The sequence below is a fragment of the Pseudoflavonifractor phocaeensis genome (assembly GCF_021531815.1).
Classification (GTDB): domain Bacteria; phylum Bacillota; class Clostridia; order Oscillospirales; family Oscillospiraceae; genus Lawsonibacter; species Lawsonibacter phocaeensis_A.
This window is the reverse complement of the sequence record NZ_JADYUM010000007.1, coordinates 35832-59860: the sequence shown is the minus strand read 5'-3', so window position 1 is coordinate 59860 and position 24029 is coordinate 35832. Positions and strand designations below refer to the sequence as shown.

The window sequence follows — 24029 nt, the reverse complement described above, 5'->3', positions numbered from 1 at the left end:
GGTTTATCCGCGCGGTAAGGGCCGCGTGCTGACTTTTGGCTTCATTGGAGGAGGCAACGATTTGAACACCCTGTTATTCATCTATAATCCCACGGCCGGAAAAGGGCAGGTCTCCGAGGGCCTGTCCCCCATTCTGGACGTGTTCACCAAGGCCGGCTGGCTGGTCACCACCTACCCCACTCAGGGGCCGGGAGACGCCGCCCGGGCCGCCCGGGAGCTGGGGCCCCGTTTCGACCGGGTGGTCTGCGCCGGCGGCGACGGGACCCTCAGCGAGACGGTCACCGGCCTCATGGCCCTGGACGATCCCCCGCTGCTGGGCTATATCCCCTTCGGCTCCACCAACGACTGCGCCACCACCCTGGACCTGCCCAAGGTGCCCGTCCAGGCCGCCGCCATTGCCGCCGGCGAGGGGGTCCCCCGCCCCAGCGACATCGGCAAGCTCAACGGCCAGCCCTTTGTCTATGTGGCCGCCTTCGGCGCCTTCACCCAGGTGTCCTACGACACCCCCCAGAATCTGAAAAATACCTTCGGCCACCTGGCCTACATTATGGAGGGAATCGCCTCCCTGCCCACCATCACCCCCTACCACCTGAAGGTGGAGTATGACGGCCATGTCCTGGAGGACGACTTCTATTTCGGCATGGTGAGCAACGCCTTCTCCATCGGGGGCATCCGCCTGCCCAAAACCGAGCATGTGGTTCTGGACGACGGCCTGTTTGAGGTGGACCTGATCAAAAAGCCTGTCAGCATCGCCGACGTGGCCAACGGCTTCCAGACCCTGCTGGACCAGGGGCCTATGAGTGCCGGGGCCCGGGTCCATTTCCAGGCCTCCCACCTGATCTTCTCCTGCGACAAGCCCATCCCCTGGACCATCGACGGGGAATACGGCGGCAACCTGCCCGTCAACGAGGTATTCAACTGCAGCAAAGCCCTGACCATCATCCGGGGCAGCTGACATAAGAAAAACGGCCCCTGCCGGTCTTTCGACTGGCAGGGGCCGTCGGTTTTATCCCACAAGCCACTGGAACAGGATGCACAGGGCGGGCAGCGTCAGGGCGCACATCAGGGTGGACAGGGCGTTCACCGAGGACACCACCCACTTATCCTTGCTGTCGTACAGCTGGGCCAGCTGCACCACGATGGAGGCGGAGGGGCCGCTGGCGCACAGCAGCATCACCGTCAGCACCGCGGCGGAATTGCCGCCCCGCCACACCAGGTGAAATCCCAGCAGAAGCACCATGGACAGGGCGGGACACAGGAGCAGCCGAATCCCCACCGTCCGCCACACCACCCAGGAGCGCAGCACCTCTTTCAAATCCATCTGTGCCAGTAGGATGCCCACCAGCAGCATGGACAAGGGCCCGATACAGGCCGCCAGGGAGGATACCGCCGTGCCCAGCGCGCCGGGCAGCCGCACCCGCAGGAAAAACAGGGCCGTGCCCAGGCAGATGCTCAAAATGGCGGGGTTGGTCATCACATTTTTCACCGTCAGCGGCTTGGTCCCGCCCATGAGCCGCTGGCCGTGGGTCCAGGTGAGCAGGTTCTGGACGATCAGGTAGGAGCAGATATAGATCACGTAGTCGCTGCCCAGGGCGCCCTGGACCAGGGGGATGATCAGATTGCCCGAGTTGCTGTAGATCACCGAGGCCCGCTCCCCGGGCGTCATGGGCTGTTTTCCCCGCTTCATCAGACCCTCGTCGACCACCAGATAGAGCAGGTGGATCAGCGCGGCGGCCACCATGCACACCATCAGCCCCGTCAGCTTCTCCATCTCGAACTCAGTGCGGAAGGCGTCCACCAGCGAACACGGCACCACCACATAGACGCAGGCCTTGGAGAGCCCTCGTCCCTCCTCGTCGGTGAGCACCCCGGCCTTTCCCGCCAGAAAGCCGGCCAGCGCCATCAGCACCATGGCCATGATCTGTTTCACGAGCAACCATGTCATTCCCGTGTATCCCCCTTATGTACCACAGAACCGGCCAATTCCCCGCCCCAGCGGACCCGGTTCCAATTTTTACCGTCAACACCGCGCGCCGGACCCGACCTCTCTCCGGGCGGCAAGCCGTCCGCCGCATTCCCGGCCCTTCGACTGTATACGCGCGCTGTCCCTCATTTTAAAAATATCCGCCGTTCCCGTCAAGGGCGGCGGACTCTTTTTGTAGGGCGCAACAAAAAACGCCGCCGCGAAAGCCTTCGCGGCGGCGTTTTTCCTCATTCTTCCTGCAGGACCTGGCTCAGGTCCACCTCCTGGGCGTCGCTCCAAAGCCGCTCCAGGTCGTAAAACTTCCGGGCCTCCTCGGTGAACACATGGACCACCACGCTGGAAAAGTCCATCAGCAGCCAGGTACCGTCCCGGTGGCCCTCGATGTGGTGGGCCTGCTCCCCGCGCTTCTCCATGGCCTCCTCGCAGGCGTCGGACATGGCCTTGACCTGGGTGCTGGAGGTGGCGGTGCACAGGACGAAGTAGTCCGCCAGGGTGGTCAGTTCCTCCGTCTTCAGCACCTTGATGTTCTGTCCCTTTTTGCTGTCCAGGGCCTTGGCCAGCTGGACCGCCATTTCATAAGAAGTCAAATCCATTTTCTCCTTTCTTTCTGCCGGATCACGCCGCCAGTTCCCCGGAACCGGAGGGGGCCGGGAGCACTGTCACCGGATTGTTGTCGCTCGCCGCGGCTCCCACGTCCTGGGAGCCGCCGCTGCCGGGGTCGGGCAATACCGAATCGGGGTCAATAGCCCCGGGATTCTCGCCGCTCTTGGAGGGCTCGCCCTCAGAGGAGCTGCCCTCCCCGCCCTGGGAGGGTTCGCTTCCGCCGCCCTCCGGGGCCTGGCTGCTGTCGGGAGGCGTCTGGGGCGTGTCGGAGCTGTCGGGGGGCTGTTCCTCTTCCCCACTCTGGGAACCGCCGGACTGGCCGGGTTCCTCCGTCTCGCCCTGGCTGACATCGCCGGGATCTATGGGCTCGATGGGCTCATCCGGTTCCTCGTCCTCCTTCGGCGTGCTCTGGGTGCTGCTGGATTGGGCCTGACCCATCCGTTCGTCCGCCAGAGTGCCGTTGGTCACGCCGAAGGAGCCGTTGCTCTTTCGGTATACCAACTGAAGATCACTGGCTTCAATGTCGCGCAGATAGGGGTTCATCCCGTCGTTGAGAAGGGTCAGCAGCTCCGTCTCGTCCAGCGTGATCAAAGCGGCGCCCCGGTACTTAAAGGAGGCTCCGATGGGCGCCGTGACAAAGGACACGTCCTCATCGGGATTCATGCCGTAGGCCTGCTCCGCGAAGCCCAGGATATTGCCCACCGTCAGATCGGTGGTCACGTTCTTGGCGAAGATCTCCGCCAGGGCGGGGATCTTCAGGAAGGTGGCGGGCTGGAGGCACTTTTTAGCCACCGCCTTCAGGAAGTCCTGCTGGATCTTCAGCCGTCCCACGTCGCCGGCGGAGTGGCTGCCGTCGTTGTTCTTCCGGTGGCGGATGACCTGCATGGCGTCGTCTCCGTTGAGCAGCCGCAGCCCCGCCTTCTGGTGGATGTGCAGGTCCTGGTAGGGGTCGTCATAGTCCATGTCAAAGGGGACCTCGAATTCCACCCCGCCCAGGGCGTCTACCAGCTCTCCAATGGCCTCCCACTCCACGATCACATAGTAGTCGGGGGTGATGCCGGTGAGGTTGGCCACCTCTTTTTTCAGCGCGGCCATGCCCTTCTCCACCTGGGTATCCTTGTCCTTGCCCTTGTTATAGCTGTACACCGCGTTGAGCCGCTTGCTGGTGGTGCTCACGTTGATCATGGTGTCCCGGGGCAGGTTCAGGCCATGGATGGTCTTTTCCTTCGTGTCATAGGTCAGCAGCAGCATGGTGTCCGTGGACCCGCTGGCCACGTCCTTGCCCACCAGCAGGAAGGTATATACCCCGTCCTTTCTTCCGCTCTGAACGATATCCGGGACGTCCGCGTCCTCAAAGGACATATCTCCCGCGCTGTTCCCTCCGGCCTGGTCCTGACCGGGCAGGTCAGGCATTCTGATCCAGGACCGCAGGAAGAAAAACCCCGCGATAATGACCAGGGAAATGATAACAGCCGTCTGGAGCAGCCGGTAGCGGACCCGCTGCCCCTTGGTCAGTCCGGCCACCCAGTCCTTATACTGGGCCCAGTACCCGGCCAGCGCCCCGGGCTGTCCGCCCGCCTCCCGTTTCCCTTTTTTGTGTCTCTGTTCGCTCATGTCTCTTTATCCCTCTGTCAGCCTCACACCGTGACTGAGCAGCCAGTCCCGGGCCATCAACGTTTTTCTGTGAATGGGCAGCTTCCGCTCCTCCATCTCCTGGATGGTGGTCTCCACCCCCAGCAGCAGGGCCTGGTCCAGGTCCCGGTAGGCCAGCTCCCGCAGGCGCTCCACCCCGTCGAAATCCCGGTTGGGCTCTATGTAATCGGCCAGGTAGAGGATCTTCTCCAGGGTGGTCATGTCCTCCTTGGCGGTGGTGTGCCAGAAGATGGCGCTGTACACCTCATCAGGTTCCCCAAAAACCGCCCGGGCGATACACGCCCCGGTCTTGGAGTGGAGGAGCTTTACCGCTTTCTGCTCCAGTTCATCCAGCTCCACTCCGTACTGCCGGCACAGGGCCAGCTGGTCCTCCAGCTCCAGATATTTGGTGCAGTCGTGGAGGATGCCCGCCCGGCGGGCCATGGTCTCGTCAGCCTCCCAGCGCTTGGCCAGGCGCACCGCCTCCTCCTCAGTGCCCCGGATGTGGGGCACCCGCTTCTGCCGCACCATAGAGTAGGAGCAGGCCCGCAGCTCGGGCAGGTCCAGGTGCTTCAGGTCGGCGTGGGCGCCGTACAGGCCGTGCATCAGGATGTGGCCGTAGACGGCGGGCAGCAGGTATTCGCCCCCCTCGCCCCGGGCCAGCGCCTCCCGCAGCTGGGTGGAGGAGACCTCCACCAGTCCCTCCAGGGCCATGACCTCCACCTTGGCCCCGTAGGTCCGCTCCAGGTATTCCCGCTGGGGCGCGAACTGCGCCGCGGTATCCTCCGCCGCCCGGCCGAAGGCGCACACCGAGGCCAGCTTCAGGATCTTCTCCGGCTCATGCCACTGGTGGAGGGAGAGGAACATGTCAGTCCCCATGAGCAGCCACAGCTCGGCCTCCGGATACCGGTCATGGAGGACCGCCAGGGTGTCGGAGGTGTAGCTTTTTCCCTCCCGCTCCAGCTCCATGGAGGAGACCTCCACCACCTGGGGCAGTCCCATGGCGTCGGCCATCTTCTCCACCATGGCCAGCCGCTCCGCCCCCGGAGGCGTCCCCTGGGGAAGCTCCTTGTGGGGCGGGATGGCCGCCGGAATGAGCAGCAGCTTATCCAGGCCCAGCTTTTCCACCGCCGTCCTGGCCGCCGCCATGTGCCCCAGATGGGGCGGATTAAAGGTCCCGCCGTAGATCCCGATTTTCATACTGGCACCACCTTTTTGTTTGATCAGTTCAAAATGATAAATTTAAGTTTGCAGGACAGAGGTCCGCGTTCTGTATGACTGGCTGGCTCGGGTTGCTGTAGAGGTAAGCTGCACGCGAGGAAGCGGATCAGCGCCATCCAGGACCACGCCGCAGAATTCGGATGCTCAGGCGCCGGGATTCAGCGGCTGTCCGAATTCAAGTTCGTTCCACCCAGGGCCGAAGGCCCGGAAGGCGGAGCGGCAAAACCAGGGGATGGGCGCCGGATGAACCTGCAGTTTGTCAGAAGAACACTCCCGTAAAACAGGGTCCGGGGAAAGGAGGCATGAAAGCGCGGAAAAATTTCCAGCGGGAGAAATTTTTCGCGTTTTCTTTGGCCGACGTCCCCGGCGGCGTTTTGGTTCCTTTGCCGCCGCTGGCAAAGGAACTCGCCCCGCAGGGCGAAACATCCTGTCCCCCGTCCCGCCCGCAGTCGAAATGTTCCAGTCCCTCAAAGGCAAGGGCAGAGCCCTTGCCCTACATCACATGGGTTTCCGGTTTCGCGGGCGGCGAAACTGCAATTTACTTCTCTTTCTTCTTATCCGCCACCAGGACGATCTTATCCTTTTTTTCCTTATTATGGCTTTGACGGTACAAAACGAATTTTGTTCCGATGACCTGGACCACCTCGCTGCGGGTGAGGGGTGCCAGAGCCTCGGCGGCCTCCCGGGGGGAGAGCATGGAGTTCTCCAGGACCCGGCCCTTGATGAGTTCCCGGGCCTCCAGGGCATCGTTGGCCTGCTTGACCAGGTTCTCCCCGATGCCGTCCTTGCCCACGATCAAAATGGTGTCGATGCTGTTGGCCAGCCCGCGCAGCTGGGCCCTCTGTTTGCTTGTCAGTTCCATATCCTCCGGCGGGGGCAAGCCCCCGCCCTACCTCCTATCTTATATCCGGCGGTGGAAGCCGTATTACTTCAGATATTCTTCCAGCTTGACCTTGAACGCCTCCAGGGCCTTGCCCCGGTGGGAGATGGCGTTTTTCTCCTCCGCCGTCAGCTGGGCGAAGGTCTTCTTCAGGGAAGGCACGAAAAACACCGGGTCATAGCCGAAGCCGCCCTCCCCCATGGGGGCGAAGGCGATGGTGCCGGGGCACTCCCCCCGGGCGGAGATCACATCCCCGTTGGGAAAGCAGCAGGTGATGACGGAGACGAACTTGGCGGTCCGGGGCATCTGCCCCCGCATGTTCTCCAGCAGCAGCTTGTACCGGCCGGCGTCGTCCAGGTCCCCGCCACCGTACCGGGCGGAGTACACCCCGGGGGCGCCGTTCAGGGCGTCCACGCACAGGCCGGAGTCGTCGGCGATGGCGGGCAGGCCGCTGGCCTCCATGACGGCCCTGGCCTTGAGCAGGGAGTTTTCCTCAAAGGTGGTCCCGGTCTCCTCCACCTCCACGTCCACTCCGGCCTCCGCCTCGGAACAGACTTCAATACCCAGCTGAGAGAGAATATCGTTGAGTTCCGCCAGCTTCTTTTTGTTCTTGCTGGCCAGCACCAGTTTCATGGTTCTTCCTCCTTACAGGTCGACGCCCAGCACGTCCCGCTGGACCTTCTGGAGTTCTTCGATGCCCTTCCGGCACAGGCGGACCAGCTCCTGCTGCTCCTCCAGGGTGAAGGGCCGCTCCTCGCCGGTGCCCTGGATCTCAATGAGCCGGCCCTGTCCGTCCATGACGCAGTTCAGGTCCACCATGGCGCTGGAGTCCTCCTCATAGCACAGGTCCAGCAGGGGCCGGTCCTCCACAATGCCGGCGGAGACGGCGGCCACATAGCCGCTGACGGGGTACTCAGCCAGCACTCCGGCCTCCATCATCTTCCGGAAGGCCAGCATCATGGCCACAAAGCCGCCGGTGATGGAGGCGGTACGGGTGCCGCCGTCACCCTGGAGCACGTCGCAGTCGATGGTGATGTTCCAGGGACCCAGCTTCTTCCGGTCCACCACAGACCGCAGGGCCCGGCCGATGAGCCGCTGGATCTCGGCGCTGCGGCCGCTGAGCTTCAGCTTGGAGATGTCCCGGCGGGACCGCTCCCGGTTGGCCCGGGGGAGCATGGAGTACTCGGCGGTGACCCAGCCCTCCCCCTCGGGGACGTGGCGGGGCGGCTTGTCCTCCACGCTGGCGGTGCACAGCACATGGGTGTTGCCGCAGCGGATCAGGCAGGAGCCCTCCGCGAATTTGTTGATGTTGGGGATGATCTCCACGGGCCGCAGCTCGTCGTATTTTCTTCCGTCCATGCGGGACATGATATGACTTCCTCTCTGTTTTTCGTATTGTATCACAATTTGCTTATGGAAATAATGGACTGCGTGTAAATTTATTCATCCAAACAGCCGGAACAGCAGGACAATGAGCCCCATCCCAGCCAGTGCCACGACCCCGGCCAGGTTGGACCGTTTACCCTCCGGCGGGCCCTCCCGGCGTATGCCACCGTTTTCCTCCTGCCTTCTGCCATGCATCCGACCCACAAGAAATCCAAACAGTCCCCAATTCATACGATTCCTCCAAGCAGTGAACACCGGAGCGGACACAGCAAGTCGTGTCCCTACGGCGCGGCACGTGATACCAACCGTAACTCCAACTCAAATAAGGGCCTGGGCAAACTCCTCCGCGTTGAAGGGCTTCAGGTCGTCGATGCCCTCGCCCACCCCGGCGTACTTCACGGGGACGCCCAGCTCCTTGGCGATGGCGATGGCGATGCCCCCCTTGGCGGTGCCGTCCAGTTTGGTGAGGACAATGCCGGTGATGCCGGCGGCCTCCTTGAACTGCTTGGCCTGGATGAGTCCGTTCTGGCCGGTGGTGGCGTCCAGCACCAGCAGGGTCTCCCGGGCGCAGCCGGGCAGCTCCCGGTCCACCACCCGGGAGATCTTGTTCAGCTCGTTCATCAGGTTCTGCTTGTTGTGCAGCCGCCCGGCGGTGTCCACCAGCACCACGTCGCTCTTCCGGGCCTTGGCGGCGCTCATGGCGTCAAAGACCACGGCGGCGGGGTCAGCTCCCTCGTGCTGCTTGATGATGTCCACCCCGGCCCGGTCGGCCCAGATGGTGAGCTGCTCGGCGGCGGCGGCCCGGAAGGTGTCGGCGGCGCAGAACAGCACCTTTTTGCCGCCGCGCTTCAGCTGGGCGCCGATCTTGCCGATGGTGGTGGTCTTGCCCACCCCGTTCACCCCGATGAACAGCACCACCGAGGGCTTGGTGGACAGGTCCAGTTCCTGGTCCCCGGCGTTCAGGGCCTCGGCCACCACCCGGACCATGCAGGAGCGGGCCTCCTCCATGGTCTTGATGCCCTCCTGCCGCACCCGGCGGCGCAGCTCCTCCACCAGCTCCAGGGTCACGTCCATGCCGGTGTCCGCCAGGATCAGGGACTCCTCCAGCTCGTCGTAGAAATCGTCGGTCAGCTCCGAGCCGAAGCTGGCGAAAATATTGATCTTTTTCAGCTTGTCAAAGAAACCCATGTTCTGCTTCCCTTCCTTATTTAACCGATGTCCCGGCCGATATACAGCTCCTCGGTGGAGTAGAGCTTGCCCTCCTTGGCAGCCAGCTTACAGACGTCCTTCTCCCGGCCGTCCAGGATCACCCGGAGGCGGATACCCCGCCACCGCTCCGACCGGGTCTTGAAGCTGAACAGCTGCTCCTCTGGCGCCACCTCCGTCCCCTTCTCCGGGGTACGCACCCGCAGGACCAGGACCGTCTCCCCGTCCCCGTCCGCCTCCTCTGTGGCGGTGACGTCGGCGGTAGAGAAGGTGCGGTCCTGTTCCGGGAGGTAGAGGACATACTCGTCGGTGTCAAAACGGTAGAGCCAGAAGGCGCCCCCTTCCCCGGCCTGTTCCCCGGCGCGGTCCAGCCACTTTTGAATCTCCTCCGCCCGGACCTCCTCCTCGGTGAGCAGGCACGCGCCGTAGGCGGTGTTTTGGCCGTTTTCGTCCGCCAGCATAGTGTAGCGGACGGATCCCTCGTGGGGCAGCATGGCCCCCAGTCCGGCAAAGATCACATTGATGCCGATAAACAGCACCGCGATCAGGGCCAGCAGGCCCAGGACCACCAGGAGCTGGTTGGGTTGTTTCTTCTGCGTTTCGTTCAAGGGGCACCTCCCGCGGTCTCCGCATAGTATTCGTCCTCATTCCACCGGGCGGGGTTTTGGTCGATGTACCGCCAGTGGAGTAGAAAGTCATTGTCATCCCGGATAATATGTTCGTGGTAATTGTCCTGCCAAACCCTGTGTCCAGCCTCCCTGGTGACCAGCCCCTTGAGCGCCTTGATGATTCTCGGCACTGTAGGGCCCGATGCCCCCATCGGGCCGCACTCCAAGGTCAACAGCAGATGGATATGGTTGGGCATGATCACATAGCGTTCCACTTTGACCCCAGGATACGCCTTCGGCGTGCTCTGAATATACCGTTCCACCACGCGGCCGAGTTCTGTGAGCTGTACCGCCGGCCCGATGAGGGCATCGGGCCCTATGGGATGCAGAACATCGGAAAAGATACATGCTCTCCCCGCGGCGCAGACCGTCACAAAATAGGCGCCGTTTCGGCTGTAATCATATTCTTTCAACCGGACATGCTTCCGGACAGGCAGATCCACAATGAACGCTCCTATCGGATATTCAGTTCCTTCTCCACGTCGTTCAGGTTGATGGTCAGCATCCGGCTCACTCCCTGCTCCTGCATGGTGACGCCGTAGAGCACGTCGGCCTCCTCCATGGTGCCCCGACGGTGGGTGATGACGATAAACTGGGTCTTATCCGACATGGAGCGCATATACCGGGCGAAGCGGACCACATTGTTGTCGTCCAGGGCGGCCTCGATCTCGTCCATGACCACGAAGGGGGTGGGGCGGACCTTCAGAATGGCGAAGTACAGGGCGATGGCCACGAAGGCCTTCTCGCCGCCGGACAGGAGGGTGATGATCTTCAACGCCTTGCCCGGGGGCTGGACCTTGATCTCGATGCCGCAGTTGAGGATGTCGTTGGGGTCCTCCAGCTCCAGGCTGGCCTTGCCGCCCCCGAACAGCTCCAGGAAGGTCTGGCCGAAGGCCTCGTTGATGGTCTGGAACTCCCGGGCGAAGATGGTTTTCATCTCGCTGGTGATGTTGGCGATGACCTCCTCCAGCTCCTTCTTGGCCCGGTCCACGTCATCCCGCTGGTCGGTGAGGTAGGTGTACCGCTCGTTGACCCGCTGGAACTCCTCGATGGCCCCCACGTTGACGCTGCCCAGAGCGGAGATTCCCCGCTTCAGCTCGGCGATGCGGCGGCTGGCCTTCTGGACCGACTCGATCTCCACTCGCTGCTGGCGGGCGGCCTCGTGGGACAGCTCGTAGTTCTCCCAGAGCTTGTCCAGCAGCTGCTTCTCCTCCATGGAGGAGGAAACCTTTTTCTGCTCCAGCCGGGAGACCTCGCCCCCGATGCGCAGCAGCTCCTCGTTCTTCTCCCGGGCCTCCCGGTCGGCCTGGACCCGCCGGCCCTCCAGCTCCAGCTTCTCCTGGTTCAGCCGGGAGACGGCGCCGGCGCGGCCCTGGTTCTCTCCCCGGAGGGCGGCCAGCCGCTCCTCCTTCTCGGCGATCTCCCGGGCGAATCCGGCGTTTTTGGCCTCGTAGTCCGCCATGCGGGCCTGGCTCTGGTCCCGGTCCCCGGCGATGCTGGCTTTCAGCTCCTCCAGTTCCCGGAGGGCGGACCGGATGGTCTCCCGCTCCGCCTCCAGGGCGGCCAGGGCGGCGTTGACCTCGGCCACCTCCCGGGCGATCCGGGCGGACCGCTCCTGCAGGTCGCTCTGGCCCTTGGCCTTGCCCTCCGCCTCGCTTTTCAGGGCGGCGGCGGCCCCCTCCAGCTCCCGGATGCGGTCCCGGGCCTGCTGGGTGTCCCTCTCGATCTGGGCGGAGCGGCCCTTCAGCTGCTCCAGCTCGGCCTGCTGGCCCTCCCGCTGGCGCTCCAGGTCCGCCTCCACGCTTTTACAGTGGGACAGCAGGGCCTCCGCCTTCAAAATGGCGTCCTCCCACTGGCGCAGCTGGCCCTGGGCGGTCTCCAGCTCATAGGCGGCGGCGGTGGACTCCCGCTCCGCCTCGGCCAGGGCCCGGGAGGCCTCCGCCCCCTGGGTCTGGATGCCCACGATCTGCTGGTTCAGCCGCTCCAGCTCGTTGGCCCGGCTGAGGATACCCGCGCTGCGGCTGGCGGAGCCGCCGGTCATAGAGCCGCCGGGGTTGAGCACCTGGCCGTCCAGGGTGACGATACGGAACTTATAGCCGTATTTCCGGGCGGCGGCGATGGCGGCGTCCAGGTTTTCCATGACGGCCACCCGGCCCAGCAGGTTGGAAAAGACATTCTGATACTTGGGGTCGAAGGAGATGAGCCGGTCTCCGATCCCCACAAAGCCGGGCTCCCGGGACAGGCTCTGCGCCTCTCTCAATTCCCCCGGCCGGATGGAGCTGATGGGCAGAATGGTGGCCCGGCCCCCGTCCCGGCGCTTCAGGTAGTTGATAACGGCCTTGCCGTCCTCCTCCCGGTCCACCACAATATTCTGCATGGCGCCCCCCAGGGCGGTCTCGATGGCCACGGTGTACTGGTCGGGCACCTTCAACAGGTCGGCCACCGGGCCGTGGATGTTGCGCAGCGTCCCCCGCTGGGCCTCCCCCATGACCAGCTTGACCGCCTTGGAGTAGCCCTCATGGACCTTCTCCATCTCGGAGAGCAGCTTGATCCGGGAGGCCAGGGCGTTCTCCTCCATCTGGAGCTTCATCCGGCGGTCCTTCAGCTGCTCCGCCTTCTTCTGCCGGGACTGGGCCCGCAGGGTGTATCCGTTGATGACGTTTTGGGCGGCGTCCCGCTCCTCCACGGCGCCGTTATACTGCTTTCTGGCGGCCCGGGTCTCGGTTTGGGCCTCCTCCAGCCGCTCCTCCAGCTCCCGGGACTCCCGGCGGACGGTCTCGTCCCGGTCCAGCACCTCCTGGGCGGCGGCGGCCAGGGCGGACAGCAGGGCCTTGGCCTCAGCGGCGTCAGCGGTGCTCAGGTCCTCCCGCTGCCGCAGCGCCTCCAGCTCCCGGGCCAGGGTCCCGGCGGAGCGGGCGGCCTCCTCGGCCTCGCCGCTCTTGGCGGTCAGCTCCTCCCGGCGTTCCCGGAGCTGGTCCTCGATCTGGGCCAGCCGCTCCTTCCGCTGGCCGATCTGGGCGGCCAGGGAGCCCTCCCGGCCCTCCTGCTGCTCCAGGTCGCTTTTCAGCCGCTGGGCCGACTCCCGGTTGTGCTGGATGCTGCTTTTCAGCACAGCCACCGCCGACTCCAGCTCCTTGACGTCCGCCTCCCGGCTCTGCATCTCGAAGCGGAGCCGGTCGATCTCCACGTCCTTCTCCCGCATCTCCCCGGAGCACTGCTCGGCGGCGGCGTAGGCCTTCTCCTGGGCGGTCTTGGCCTCGGTCTGCTGGCGGACGGCCTCCTGATAGTCGGCCTCCACCTTGATGGAATTGGCCCGGATGCGCTCCAGGGTGTCCAGCCAGACGGAGATCTCCAGCCCCCGCAGCTCGTCCCGGAGGACCAGGTACTTCTTGGCCTTCTCGCTCTGCTCCCGCAGGGGCTCCACCTGGAGTTCCAGCTCGGCGATCTTGTCGTTGATGCGCACCAGATTCTCGTCAGTGCGCTCCAGCTTCCGCTCGGCCTCCTCCTTCCGGTGGCGGTAGCGGGAGATACCCGCCGCCTCCTCAAAGACCTCCCGGCGGTCGGAGGACTTGACGGACAGGATCTCGTCGATCTTGCCCTGTCCGATGATGGAATAGCCCTCCCGGCCCAGGCCGGTATCCATAAACAGCTCGTTCACGTCCTTCAGGCGGACGGAGCGGCGGTTGATATAGTATTCGCTCTCCCCGGAGCGGTAATACCGCCGGGTGACCATCACCTCGGACTCCTCCATGTCGAAGATATGGGAGGTGTTGTCCAGCACCAGGGACACCTCGGCGTACCCCGTCTGCTTCCGCTTGGCGGTGCCGCCGAAGATCACGTCCTCCATCTTGCCCCCCCGGAGGGCCCGGGTGGACTGCTCCCCCATGACCCAGCGGATGGCGTCGGAGATATTGGATTTGCCGGACCCGTTGGGACCCACGATGGCGGTGATGTCCTCGCCGAAGGTGAGCACCGTCTTGTCCGGGAACGACTTGAAACCTTGAATTTCCAGTGCCCGCAGGTACATAAACGCCCCTCTTTCCTTTGAAAAGTTTTAATATTCCCTTATTTCAAGGGGTTCGAGGCCTCTGACGTCTATGCAACCTCGCGTCTGTTCGTAACGGCCTGCCGGCCCGGCGGTGCAAAAGGCGGCGCGGTCCGGCTTCCGGTGCCGCGGCCCATTTCCATCTCTCCGGCCGGAAAAAGAAATCTGACATAGCAGTTTATTGTACCATGTCAGATGCCGTTTTTCAAGATTTTATCCTCGTTGTGCGGAAAGGAGGCGCGGACCGTTTTCCCCTGTCCGCGCCTCCTTTTTCCAGGCGTTATTTCATATGGCAGCTTTTGCAGCCGGAACAGTTTCCGCCGCAGCAGCCGCCCTTCTTGTGCTCCCTCCACAGGGAGCGGACCGCCAGGGCCACCACAATGGCCAGGACCGCGATCACGATCAGGTTTCCCAGAATAGCGGGCATTGTCACGGGCTCCTTTCCGTTACTTCGCGGCGGCAGCGGCCACGGAGGTCAGATGACGGGTGTCCCTGTCGGGCTGGTAGCCCTTGCGGAACAGCAGGTACAGGATGGCTGCCACCAGCGCCGCGGCCGCTGCAGTGCCGAGGCCGAAGGCCACCTCGCCGGTCACCAGGCCGCCGAGCTGATAGACGATCAGGGCCACCACATAGGCCCACAGGCACATATAGCCGATGGCGCCCAGGGTCCACTTCACGTTGTTCATCTCCCGCTTGATGGCGCCCATGGCGGCGAAGCAGGGGGCGCACAGCAGGTTGAAGATCATAAAGCTGTAAGCGGAAATGGCGGTGTAGTCGGCGGCCACCAGGGACCAGATCTCGTCGCCCGCCTCGCTGAGCTCGCCGTTGAAGTGGTACAGGATGCCGAAGGTATTGACCACTTCCTCCTTGGCCACCAGGCCGGTGATGGTGGCCACCGTGGCCCGCCAGTTGCCGAAGCCCAGGGGAGCGAAGAGGAAGCAGAGGGCGCTGCCGATGGCGGCCAGCAGGGAGTTGTCCTGCTCCTCCACCATGCCGAAGGCGCCGCCCTCGAAGCCGAAGCCCTGGAGGAACCAGATGACGATGGAGCTCAGCAGGATGATGGTGCCGGCCCGCTTGATGAAGGACCAGCCCCGCTCCCAGGTGGCCCGCAGGACGTTATTGGCGGAGGGCACATGGTAGGCGGGCAGCTCCATGACGAAGGGAGCAGGCTCGCCGGCAAAGGCCTTGAACTTCTTCAGCATAATGCCGGAGAGGATGACAGAGGCCACGCCGATGAAGTAACAGGAGGTGGCCACCCAGGCGGAGCCGCCGAAGATGGCGCCGGCGATCAGGCCGATGATGGGCAGCTTGGCGCCGCAGGGGATGAAGCAGGTGGTCATGACGGTCATCTTCCGGTCCCGGTCCTGCTCGATGGTGCGGGAGGCCATGACGCCGGGGACGCCGCAGCCGGTGGCCACCAGCATGGGGATGAAGCTCTTGCCGGACAGGCCAAAGCGGCGGAAGATCCGGTCCATGATGAAGGCGACACGGGCCATGTAGCCGATGTCCTCCACAATGGCCAGCAGGAAGAACAGCACCAGCATCTGGGGCACAAAGCCCAGCACCGCGCCCACGCCGGCCACGATGCCGTCCTGGATCAGGCTGTACAGCACGCCGTCCTCGGCAACGTTCAAAGCCGCCAGGATGCCGTCCACGGCGCCGGGGACAATCTCGCCGAACAGGACGTCGTTGGCCCAGTCGGTGGCCATGGTGCCGATGGAGACGGGCCAGCCGCCCATGGCGATGGCGTAGATACAGAACATGACCACCGCGAAGATGGGCAGGGCCAGGACGCGGTTGGTGACGATCTGGTCGATCTTGTCGGAGGTGGACAGGCTGCCCTTGGCGGCCTTTTTCTTCACCGCCTTGGTGACCACGCTGTTGATGTAGGCATAGCGCTGGTTGGTGATGATGCTCTCGGCATCGTCATCCAATTCCCGCTCACAGTCGGCGATGTGCTCCTCCAGGTGCGTGGCCAGGTCCTGGTCCAGATTCAGGTCCTCCAGCACTTTCTCATCCCGCTCAAAGAGCTTGATGGCGTACCAGCGGAGGTAGCTCTCCTCCACCTTGCCCTGGATGGACTCCTCGATGTGGGCCAGGGCGTGCTCCACGCTGCCGGTGAACACATGAGGCAGCTCCCCGGCCTTGCGGTTCTGGGCCAGAGCCACCGCCTTCTCCGCGGCCTCCAGGCCGCCCTCACCCTTCAGTGCGCTCATCTCCACCACTTCACAGCCCAGGGCCGCGCCCAGTTTGGCAAGGTCGATGGCGTCGCCGTTCTTCCGCACCAGGTCGATCATGTTCACCGCCACCACCACAGGCAGGCCCAGCTCGATGAGCTGGGTGGTGAGGTACAGGTTCCGCTCGATGTTGGTGCCGTCCACAATGTTCAGGATGGCGTCGGGCTTTTCCTTCACCAGATAGTTCCGGGCCACCACTTCCTCCAGGGTGTAGGGGGACAGGGAGTAAATGCCGGGCAGGTCCTGGATGACCACGTCCTTATGGCCACGCAGATGTCCCTCCTTCTTTTCCACCGTGACGCCGGGCCAGTTGCCCACGTACTGGTTGGAGCCGGTCAGGGCATTGAACAGGGTGGTCTTGCCGCAGTTCGGGTTGCCCGCCAGCGCAATTTTGATCTCCATAGCGCTCTCCTTTCAAAATGTTAGCAAAAGCTAACTTCTCCTCTGAATCATAGGCGGCCTTTCACCGCCCCGGTTTTACTGGACCTCGATCATCTCCGCGTCCGCCTTGCGGACAGACAGCTCATAGCCCCGGACATTCAGCTCCATGGGGTCGCCCAGAGGGGCCACCTTGCGTACGAAGATCTCCACGCCCTTGGTGATGCCCATGTCCATGATGCGGCGCTTCACAGGGCCCTCGCCGTGGAGCTTCACCACGGTGACGGTCTCGCCCACCTTTGCCTCTTTCAGTGTTTTCATACTCGCGCTCCTCCTCTGATACAAAAATAGCGTATTTGCCCACGCGCCAAACCCCGATTTACGGGATCAGGGCGTTGTCTCAGATCATAATGCGGTTGGCCATGGTGCTGTCCAGCGCCACCCGGCTGTCCTTCACCTGCAGGATCAGGTTTCCGGCGATCTCGCTGACCACCGTCACGTCGCTGTCCACCACAAAGCCCAGCTCCGCCAGGTGCTGGCGCACCTCGTCCCTCCCGGTGATCTTGCGGATGGTGACCGTCTCTCCCCTTTTTGCCATTGTCAGCGGCATCATACCATCGCTTCCTTCCAAAGTTAGCCAAATCTAACTCTCCTGCAAAAATTTAGGTTAGCCATTTCTAACCTTCAAACCGGCTACAGTTTACCACCGCTAACCGCCGGTGTCAAGAGCGGTTTTCAGAAAATTTTCCAGTTTCCTCCCTTTTCGTTCACCCGTGGAGAAACACCCGCCCCCAGGGCAGTCCGCTTTATGAATTTTCACGAAGCCGGGAGCATCCCGAGAAAAGCGGACCCGCGGCGTTTCAAACACCGCGGGTCCCTCCATTACCGGATCAGGCCGTATTTCACTTTCAAACGGTCCATCTTTTCCAGCATGGGCTCCGCCGCGAACCAGAGAAACAGGGCGGTGGCCGCCGCCTGGATACAGTCCACCGGAAAGCCGGAGATATAGTAGGCCAGGATGATCTTCCCGTTGAGCTCCCCCGCCCACAGGAGGGCCGAGGCCAGATTCATGATCCCCCCGTAGACCAGCACCGCCGCCAGGGCGCCGAAGACACACAGGGACCCTCTGGAGCGGCGCAGCCAGCCCCTGCGGAACAGCACCCCGGCCAGAAAGCCGATGATGCCCATGGCGAACATCTGCCAGGGCGTCCACGGTCCCTGTCCGAACAGGATGTTGGAGACCAGCATGGTCATCGCCCCCACCAGGAACCCCGTCTCGCCGCCGAAGGCCACGCCGGCGATGATGGTCAGGGCGATCACCGGCTTGAACTGGGGCAGCATGAAAAACGCCGCCCTGCCCGCCACGCCAATGGCGCAGAGCACCGCGATGACCACCAGTTCCCGGGCCTGGGGCTTCCGGTGTTCAAAGACCAGAAAGAAGGGGAGCATGCACTCCAGCAGGATGAGCAGGGAGATAAAATAGTATTTTCTCCCCCCCAGGTAGGTTTCGCCCACAAACAGGGTCAGGGGGATCAACAGCAGGATCAGCGCCGCCGCCATGGTGCGCTTGGAGAGGGCCCGTTTTTCCGCCGGCTTGGGGGCCAGGTGCTCCGGGGGGCAGCTCCGGCGGGAGACGGACAGGGCGAAGACCAGCAGGGACAGGAGCATTCCGCCGTACAGCCGGAGCTGTCCGCCGGCCAGGGAGGTGGCGCCCTCCGGGGCGATCAGGGCCGTCAGGTCGGTGACCCCCAGGATATGGAGAAACAGGACGGCGGTGACAAGCCCGGACACAGCCGCCAGGAGCTTCCGCCACCGGGGAAGGGGGCCGGGCGCAGCCCCCTCCGGGCCTTCCTCCGGCTCCGGCAAAGGCCGGCTGTCCTCCGGCAGCGCGGGGGCGGGGGGCAATTTTCCCCCGCAGGCGGCGATCACGTCCCCGGCGGTCACGGCCTCCGGGACCAGGCCCCGGGCCATGCGGTTGGCGGCGGTGGTATAGAAGCTGTTCCCCGAAAAGAAGCGCCGGGGCGGTCCCTCCGTGACGATGCTCCCGTCAAACAACAGGGCGCACCGGTAGGCGCGGCAGGCGCAGAACTCAATGTCATGGCTCACCATCAGGACGGCTGTCCCCCGGCGGAGCAGCGCCTCCAGGATCTCCCCGAACCGCTGCTTGAATTCCGCGTCCAGCCCCTTGGTGGGCTCGTCCAGCAGCAAAATATCCGGTTCCAAAAGCAGGACCTTGGCCAGCGCCGCGCGCTGCTGCTCCCCGCCGGACAGGTCGTAGGGGTGGCGGTCCAACAACTCCTCCAGTCCGCAGAGGCGTACGGTCCCGGCCACCCGGGCCTCCCGGCCGGAGGGGCTGTCTTCCCGGCCCCGGAAGACCTCAAACAGGTCCTCCCGGACCGTTTTCTTCACAAACAGGGTCTGGGGATTCTGGGGCAGGACTCCTACGCGGCCCGTCCGCCGCAGCTGGCCCCGGTAGGGCCGCAGCAGGCCGGCCATCAGCTTCAGGCTGGTGGATTTCCCCGTGCCGTTGCCCCCCAGCAGGGCCAGAAATTCGCCCCTTCTGACAGACAGGTTCAGCCCCTTCACCACGTCGGGCATGTCCTTTTCATATTTGAACCAGAGGTCCCGGGCCTCCAGGACGGTTTCGCCGGGACAGCCGGGACACGGCTCCGGGGGCAGTTCCCGGAGGGGGTGGTCCGCCGCGTACCCGGCCAGCCAGTCCCGGCCCTCCCGGACCGTCACGGGACATTCTCCCCGGTCCTCCACCGCCGCCCACACCCGCATGGCGGTAGGCATGGCCAGGAACATGGCCGGGTCCCCGTCCTTCAGCTCCGCCCCCACCTGGCCGGGGGAACCGGCGCAGACCAGCCGTCCCCGGTCCATGACGGCCACGTCCGTGGCCAGGGGGAAGGCGTCCTCCAGGCGGTGCTCCGTCAGGATGATGGTGGTGCCCAGCTCCCGGTTGATCCTGCCCAGGGCGGCCAGAAAATCCGACGCCGCGATGGGGTCCAGCTGGCTGGTGGGTTCGTCCAGGATCAGCACCGAGGGCTGCATGACCATAACGGAAGCCAGGTTCAACAGCTGCTTCTGTCCGCCGGACAGCTCATTGACATTTTGATAAAACCAATTCTGGATGCCGAAAAAGGAGGCCATTTCGGCCACCCTGCGGCGGATGGTGGGCGTGTCGCAACCCAGGCTCTCCAGGCCGAAGGCCAGCTCATGCCACACCTTATCCGTCACCACCTGGCTCTCCGGATCTTGCTGCACAAATCCGATCTTCCGGCTCTGGGCGCGCAGGTCCAGCTGCTCCAGGGGCGTCCCTTCAAACAGGACCGTCCCGGTCCTGTCTCCGTGGGGGGCCAGGACCGTCTTGAGCTGACGCAGAAGGGTGGATTTGCCGCAGCCGGAGGGGCCGCACAGGACCAGAAACGCCCCCTGAGGCACCCGCAGGGACAGGCCGTCCAGGGCTTTCGTTTCCTGCTCCGGATACGAAAAGCTCAAGTCCCGTATGGCGAATGTTTCCATTTCCAATCCTCCCATCCCTTCAGGATCACCGGCGTCAGGCAGAGCGCCAGGTACACTAGCTGGAAGCTGATGGGGAAGGCTCCGGTCAGGCTCCCCTTGACGGTGGGGTAGTACCGCCAAGCCAGTCCCCCCGTCATCCAGCCGCAGAGGAGATAGAAGCCCGCGCCGCCCAGCCAGGACAGCAGCAGCTTGTCCCGGCCGTCAAAGCGGTAGATGGAGAAGGCGGTACGGCCCGGCAGGCCGTAGCCCCGGCCCCTCATGCTGTCCGCCGTCTCAATGGCGTTCTCCAAACTCCAGGTGGTCACGATGGAGAGGGAGGTGACGGCGTTTTGAAGCCGCCCCAGGGCTCCTCCCTCCTCCCCGTCCCGCCCCAGGCATCGCTGCGCCTCGCGGACCGCCCGGAACCGGGCCTGGAATTGGGGAATGAACCGCAGCGTCATGCTGAGCACCAGGCTGAGGGCCGGAATGACCCGGCCGAAAAGATAGACAAATTTGTCCGAGGTCATCACCGCCGTATAGCAGGAAAACCACAGGATGACCGCCGCCAGCATGACCGCCGCCGCCAGACCGTAAAGGATACTCTCCAAGGTCAGGGGGTTCCCGCCGGGCAGATAGGCCAGGATGGTCGCCCCCCGGTGGCTGAAGGCCGGGTTGACAAGGGCGGCCATGGCCATCATGGGGAGCAGGCATCCCAGGGAAAGCCGGACCGTCTTCCCGCCGTTGAGACAGACGGCGTAGGCAAAGGACGCCGCCAGCGAAATGCCAAGGCTGACCGGGTGCATCCAAAACATGGTGAACAGCAGCACCAGCAGGAAATAGATCAGATTGACCAGCGGATGACAGCCGGAAAAGGCGTCGTTGTGTTTCATGGACCCTTACTCCTCTCCGCGGGCTCCGGGGCCCGCCCGGTCCGCGCTCCTATTGGCCCGCCGCGTTGGAGCCTCCCACGTCGGCGCCCCGGTCGCAGGTATAGACCCACTCCACCACATCGCCCGCCTGGAGCTGATACCGGGAGCAGCCGTAATTGGGGAACCAGCCGTTGACCCGGTACATCCAGCCGGACTGTTCCCCGCAGTCAAATTCGTACAGGTTGTGGATCCCCTCGATGTAGGCGCTGTTATACAGGGGGGTGTTCTCAAATTCCATGTGAATGCCGGCCTTCTTCATCTCCCGCTGGAGCACGTTGAACACGCTCTCGCCCTCATAGAAGGTGACCTCCGCGGCGGGGAAGATCACTCCGTCTTCCGGCACCAGGTCCAATTTTTCCGGGTCCAGCCAGTCCAGATGGTCCAAAATGGTGTCGCACCGCACCGACAGGGTGCAGGTAAAGGCCGTGTCGGAGATACCGGCCTCCTGGGGCTCCACGGGGTCGGGCTTTCCCTCCGGGACCGGCCCGGTGCCATACCGGTCCGTCCCTTCCGCCGGGCCGGGCTCCTCCCCCTGGTTCCCGGCGGCCTCCGGCTCCTCCGGCGGCGCTTCCGGTCCGGCAGTCTCCCCGTTCCCTCCGGAGGCGGACTCCGCAATCAGTCCCTCCAGAGCATCACGTTCCTCCGCCTCTCCCCCGGAGAGGGCGGCGGAGACGGCGCTCTCTTCCGGCGGCTCCGCCGGAGCGGCCGCCCCGCCCGGCTGTTCCGGCCAGCCCTGCATGCTGGGGGCGCTGCCCCCGTACCAAAAGGCGGCGGCCAGCACCGCGGCGATCACCAGCGGGAGGACCACCCTCCCGCGATTTTTCTTCCACCACATGGGGACATCTCCTCACAATTCACAGAAGTTCCGCCTTGTCCAGCAGGCGGAAGAGCATCCGGGCCACCTCGCAGCGCTTCACGGCCTCCTGGGGCTGGAGCTCCAGCACAGAGTCGTCCAGGATCCCCCACCGGCAGCAGAAGGCCGCGCCAGGCCGGGCCCAAGGGGCAACGGTCACATAGTCGGAAAACTGCGCCAGCACGTCCCGGACCGCCCCCGCGTCCATCCCGGTGTCCATGCCGCACAGCTCCGCGGCCCGGGTCACCATCACAGCGGCCTCCTGCCGGGTGATGGTGGCGTTGGGGGAGAAGGTGGTGGCCGACGTGCCCCCCACGATCCCGTAGGCATAGGCCGTGCCCACGGCGGGGGCGTACCAGGCGGAGTCCTCCACATCCTCAAACCGGTTGTCCGCCCCGGGGGACAGCCCCAGAGCCCGGACCACCAGGGCGGCGAACTGGGCCCGGGTCACCGTGTCATCGGGGCCGAAGACCTGGTCGGTATAGCCGGCAAGGATGCCCCGGGAAGCCAGGGCTTCGATGGCCTCCCGGTCCGGGTGGCCGCCGCCGTCCGAAATGTCCGAGAAGGTCTTCCCCGGCAGAATGACCGGCTGCGCCTGCACGTCCGGGTGCTTGCCCGCCAGCCCCGTTCCCGCCGCCTCTCCGCCGGCGAGGGCGGGGGCGTCGTCCATGCGGTACAGGCTGTTTTCCCCCCGGATGGCGCGCTGGACGGCTGCCAGGCCGTAGAGCCCCTGCTCCGTGGCCATCAGGTCGCTACCCTCCCCGCCGTCCGTATGCCGGAACCCGCTGCCCGGCTGATAATAGGTCATGAGATTGTCCAGCAGGGTGTTCCCGTTTTTGACAAAGCGGGGGTCCTCCAGGGAGATCCCCAGCTCACACAGCGCCACCATCATCTGGACCACGCTCTCGGAATTGGAGACGCCTCCGCAGGTAAACCCGCCGTCCCCGCTCTGCGCCTGAGACATGCACGCCAGAGCCTTGTCCACGGCCTCCTTGACGGCGGGCTGGTCCTGATACTTGGCCAGCGCCTGGAGCGCCATGCCGGTGACGTCCGGGTCGGGACCGGCGCTGCTCTTTCCGGTCAGGTTCCAGCCGCCGCCGGGGAGCTGGCGGGCCAGGATGTCCTCCAGGTACATCTGCCGGGTGGCCTGGGTCCCGGCCTCCGGGTTCTCCGGCATGGGATAGTCCCGGCAATCCAGGGCGATCAGCGCCCAAATGGGGCCGTTGATCCCCTGCCAGACGGTCTTGCCGTAGTCCCCGAGGGGCTTTGTCAGGTCGTACCCCGCCACATCCCTGGCGTCCTTGCCCAGGGCGGCAAGCGCCACGATCAGGCGGCTGTACTCCGTGTACTTTTTGTCGTGGAGCACCCCGCCGCGCTCCCGCACATAGTCCTCCACCCCGGCGTAATAGTCCCGGTAATACTCCTCCGGAAGGTCATAGCCGCTTCTGGCAAGGCCCAGCACCGTCCATTCTCCGCCCACAGAGCCCACCTGGGGCGCCGGGACAGTTTGGTACAGGAACCGGGCGGTATCCGCGATGGTGTCCGCCAGCGTCTCCTCCGTCACAGCGGCCAGCGCCGCTGCCGGGGTCCCCAGCACCAGGGCCAGGGCAAGCAGCAGAGAGAGCATACGGGTTTTGATTCGGGTCATTCGATCTCCTCCTTGTGTGTTTACCGCCTTCCGCCCGGGCGGAAGGCAAAAAAAGCGGCATGTCCCGGAGGGCACGCCGTCAAGGCAAGAATTTCCTACACTTGAAAACATGCTTCCGGTTCCGGCAGAAGCACCGTTCTCTCCCGCGTATCTGACTTATCTTCCCGAGGGAAGCATCACAGTGACCGACTCGTTGGGAGTTTCACCCAATTCCGCGTTCCATGGGGATGGACAGAGAGCGACGATCCAGTTGTGGAGTGGATTATAACACAAATTCCGCCGTCTGTCACTCCGCTGGAAAAGATTTTGGGCAGATCCTGGCCCGCCGCCGGCAAACTGGTGATTGACAGACGCCGCCAAAGGGTGTAACCTACCAATCGAAGGGCTTTATGCCCGGGAAAACAGAATCATGCTCCGGCTTTTGTGGCACATACGCGACCCCGCCCGCAGGGGCGGGACACGTATTCTTGTTCTGCTGAACAAGGGAACCAGGTCAGAACCCTGGACACGATTTGACGGCGTTTGCCCTCATTTTGTGCTGTAATCATGGAGCTTATCCTCTTTCTGCGAAAGCAGGTCACTGGCCGCAGGACCACGCGGCTGGGAAGGCGGAGGGTCGGCGCTGGCGCGGTACGCGCGCCTGAACATGTGAGTCAGAAGACCTACAACGGAGAGGACCTCACTTTGGGTGAGGCTCTTTTTCGAGCCATTTTAAGCGGTAGTATTGTGATACTACCGCTCTTTTTTCGTTGAGAAAAGGGCGGGTGCGTGCAGGCATCCGCTTTTTTTCGGGGTAAGGGAAAGTTCTCCGCGTTTCGCGGTTTATGATACATCAAAGAGTTAGGAGGAAAACAG

Annotated in this window: 21 protein-coding genes and 1 riboswitch; of the genes, 1 reads left to right on the top strand and 20 read right to left on the bottom strand. The window is 64.0% G+C overall.

Annotated features, from left to right (window positions below):
- The first annotated feature begins 61 nt into the window (after positions 1-61).
- Positions 62-955 carry a diacylglycerol/lipid kinase family protein gene (locus tag I6E42_RS05930; protein WP_235371012.1) on the top strand — a complete coding sequence of 298 codons (894 nt, stop codon included), beginning with the start codon at positions 62-64 and terminating at the stop codon, positions 953-955.
- 51 nt (positions 956-1006) lie between these two features.
- Here the strand turns inward: I6E42_RS05930 and I6E42_RS05925 are convergent, their stop codons facing one another.
- The 20 genes from I6E42_RS05925 to I6E42_RS05830 form a co-directional block, all read right to left on the bottom strand.
- Positions 1007-1945, bottom strand: a complete 939-nt coding sequence (locus I6E42_RS05925; RefSeq protein WP_235371011.1) for an AEC family transporter — start codon at positions 1943-1945, stop codon at positions 1007-1009.
- Positions 1946-2211: 266 nt separating this feature from the next.
- Complete coding sequence (rsfS, locus tag I6E42_RS05920) at positions 2212-2571, bottom strand: ribosome silencing factor (RefSeq protein WP_235371010.1); 360 nt, start codon at positions 2569-2571, stop codon at positions 2212-2214.
- 28 nt (positions 2572-2599) lie between these two features.
- The gene (locus I6E42_RS05915) at positions 2600-4201 is read right to left on the bottom strand and encodes an LCP family protein (RefSeq protein WP_235371009.1); all 1602 of its coding nucleotides are present in this window, start codon (positions 4199-4201) and stop codon (positions 2600-2602) included.
- Between the two features lie 6 nt (positions 4202-4207).
- Entirely contained in the window at positions 4208-5419 is a 1212-nt protein-coding gene (gene nadD / locus I6E42_RS05910) for a nicotinate (nicotinamide) nucleotide adenylyltransferase (protein ID WP_235371008.1), read from the bottom strand.
- Positions 5420-5978: 559 nt separating this feature from the next.
- Positions 5979-6302 (bottom strand): YhbY family RNA-binding protein, encoded by a 324-nt coding sequence (locus I6E42_RS05905; protein WP_235371007.1) that lies wholly within the window; start codon positions 6300-6302, stop codon positions 5979-5981.
- 63 nt (positions 6303-6365) lie between these two features.
- Entirely contained in the window at positions 6366-6953 is a 588-nt protein-coding gene (locus tag I6E42_RS05900; RefSeq protein WP_235371006.1) for an XTP/dITP diphosphatase, read from the bottom strand.
- Between the two features lie 12 nt (positions 6954-6965).
- Complete coding sequence (gene rph, locus I6E42_RS05895) at positions 6966-7688, bottom strand: ribonuclease PH (protein WP_235371005.1); 723 nt, start codon at positions 7686-7688, stop codon at positions 6966-6968.
- Between the two features lie 75 nt (positions 7689-7763).
- Positions 7764-7937 (bottom strand): hypothetical protein, encoded by a 174-nt coding sequence (locus I6E42_RS05890; RefSeq protein ID WP_235371004.1) that lies wholly within the window; start codon positions 7935-7937, stop codon positions 7764-7766.
- Positions 7938-8024: 87 nt separating this feature from the next.
- Positions 8025-8894, bottom strand: coding sequence for a signal recognition particle-docking protein FtsY (gene ftsY, locus I6E42_RS05885; protein WP_235371003.1), 870 nt, complete (start codon positions 8892-8894; stop codon positions 8025-8027).
- Between the two features lie 20 nt (positions 8895-8914).
- Positions 8915-9520, bottom strand: coding sequence for a hypothetical protein (locus tag I6E42_RS05880; protein WP_235371002.1), 606 nt, complete (start codon positions 9518-9520; stop codon positions 8915-8917).
- Positions 9517-10023, bottom strand: a complete 507-nt coding sequence (locus I6E42_RS05875) for a transposase (protein ID WP_235371001.1) — start codon at positions 10021-10023, stop codon at positions 9517-9519. Before I6E42_RS05875 ends, I6E42_RS05880 begins: the two co-directional genes overlap by 4 nt.
- An 11-nt stretch (positions 10024-10034) precedes the next feature.
- Positions 10035-13607: a chromosome segregation protein SMC gene (gene smc / locus I6E42_RS05870; RefSeq protein WP_235371000.1), complete on the bottom strand. Its 3573-nt coding sequence runs from the start codon at positions 13605-13607 to the stop codon at positions 10035-10037.
- 298 nt (positions 13608-13905) lie between these two features.
- On the bottom strand, positions 13906-14052 hold the full coding sequence (locus I6E42_RS05865; protein WP_235370999.1) for a FeoB-associated Cys-rich membrane protein: 147 nt from the start codon (positions 14050-14052) through the stop codon (positions 13906-13908).
- A 19-nt stretch (positions 14053-14071) separates the two neighbouring features.
- Positions 14072-16264 carry a ferrous iron transport protein B gene (feoB, locus tag I6E42_RS05860; protein WP_235370998.1) on the bottom strand — a complete coding sequence of 731 codons (2193 nt, stop codon included), beginning with the start codon at positions 16262-16264 and terminating at the stop codon, positions 14072-14074.
- 75 nt (positions 16265-16339) lie between these two features.
- On the bottom strand, positions 16340-16561 hold the full coding sequence (locus I6E42_RS05855; RefSeq protein ID WP_235370997.1) for a FeoA family protein: 222 nt from the start codon (positions 16559-16561) through the stop codon (positions 16340-16342).
- A gap of 79 nt (positions 16562-16640) precedes the next feature.
- Positions 16641-16853, bottom strand: coding sequence for a FeoA family protein (locus I6E42_RS05850; protein WP_235370996.1), 213 nt, complete (start codon positions 16851-16853; stop codon positions 16641-16643).
- Between the two features lie 269 nt (positions 16854-17122).
- Positions 17123-19765, bottom strand: coding sequence for an ECF transporter S component (locus I6E42_RS05845; protein ID WP_235370995.1), 2643 nt, complete (start codon positions 19763-19765; stop codon positions 17123-17125).
- A complete protein-coding gene (locus I6E42_RS05840) occupies positions 19738-20634 on the bottom strand; it encodes an energy-coupling factor transporter transmembrane component T (RefSeq protein ID WP_235370994.1) in 897 nt (298 codons plus the stop codon). The genes I6E42_RS05845 and I6E42_RS05840 overlap by 28 nt, the downstream gene beginning before the upstream one ends.
- Positions 20635-20683: 49 nt before the next feature.
- A complete protein-coding gene (locus I6E42_RS05835; RefSeq protein WP_235370993.1) occupies positions 20684-21508 on the bottom strand; it encodes a DUF4430 domain-containing protein in 825 nt (274 codons plus the stop codon).
- A 19-nt stretch (positions 21509-21527) separates the two neighbouring features.
- Complete coding sequence (locus I6E42_RS05830) at positions 21528-23174, bottom strand: S-layer homology domain-containing protein (RefSeq protein WP_235370992.1); 1647 nt, start codon at positions 23172-23174, stop codon at positions 21528-21530.
- A 430-nt stretch (positions 23175-23604) separates the two neighbouring features.
- Positions 23605-23858, top strand: a riboswitch (cobalamin riboswitch).
- Positions 23859-24029 lie beyond the last annotated feature (171 nt).

Excerpts from the sequence above, each read along its gene's own strand:
- I6E42_RS05925 (WP_235371011.1), bottom strand. The coding sequence starts at position 1,945 with ATGACATGGTTGCTCGTGAAACAGATCATGGCCATGGTGCTGATGGCG.
- I6E42_RS05915 (WP_235371009.1), bottom strand. The coding sequence starts at position 4,201 with ATGAGCGAACAGAGACACAAAAAAGGGAAACGGGAGGCGGGCGGACAG.
- nadD (WP_235371008.1), bottom strand. The coding sequence starts at position 5,419 with ATGAAAATCGGGATCTACGGCGGGACCTTTAATCCGCCCCATCTGGGG.
- I6E42_RS05905 (WP_235371007.1), bottom strand. The coding sequence starts at position 6,302 with ATGGAACTGACAAGCAAACAGAGGGCCCAGCTGCGCGGGCTGGCCAAC.
- I6E42_RS05900 (WP_235371006.1), bottom strand. The coding sequence starts at position 6,953 with ATGAAACTGGTGCTGGCCAGCAAGAACAAAAAGAAGCTGGCGGAACTC.
- rph (WP_235371005.1), bottom strand. The coding sequence starts at position 7,688 with ATGTCCCGCATGGACGGAAGAAAATACGACGAGCTGCGGCCCGTGGAG.
- I6E42_RS05890 (WP_235371004.1), bottom strand. The coding sequence starts at position 7,937 with ATGAATTGGGGACTGTTTGGATTTCTTGTGGGTCGGATGCATGGCAGA.
- ftsY (WP_235371003.1), bottom strand. The coding sequence starts at position 8,894 with ATGGGTTTCTTTGACAAGCTGAAAAAGATCAATATTTTCGCCAGCTTC.
- smc (WP_235371000.1), bottom strand. The coding sequence starts at position 13,607 with ATGTACCTGCGGGCACTGGAAATTCAAGGTTTCAAGTCGTTCCCGGAC.
- I6E42_RS05865 (WP_235370999.1), bottom strand. The coding sequence starts at position 14,052 with ATGCCCGCTATTCTGGGAAACCTGATCGTGATCGCGGTCCTGGCCATT.
- feoB (WP_235370998.1), bottom strand. The coding sequence starts at position 16,264 with ATGGAGATCAAAATTGCGCTGGCGGGCAACCCGAACTGCGGCAAGACC.
- I6E42_RS05855 (WP_235370997.1), bottom strand. The coding sequence starts at position 16,561 with ATGAAAACACTGAAAGAGGCAAAGGTGGGCGAGACCGTCACCGTGGTG.
- I6E42_RS05850 (WP_235370996.1), bottom strand. The coding sequence starts at position 16,853 with ATGATGCCGCTGACAATGGCAAAAAGGGGAGAGACGGTCACCATCCGC.
- I6E42_RS05845 (WP_235370995.1), bottom strand. The coding sequence starts at position 19,765 with ATGGAAACATTCGCCATACGGGACTTGAGCTTTTCGTATCCGGAGCAG.
- I6E42_RS05840 (WP_235370994.1), bottom strand. The coding sequence starts at position 20,634 with ATGAAACACAACGACGCCTTTTCCGGCTGTCATCCGCTGGTCAATCTG.
- I6E42_RS05835 (WP_235370993.1), bottom strand. The coding sequence starts at position 21,508 with ATGTGGTGGAAGAAAAATCGCGGGAGGGTGGTCCTCCCGCTGGTGATC.
- I6E42_RS05830 (WP_235370992.1), bottom strand. The coding sequence starts at position 23,174 with ATGACCCGAATCAAAACCCGTATGCTCTCTCTGCTGCTTGCCCTGGCC.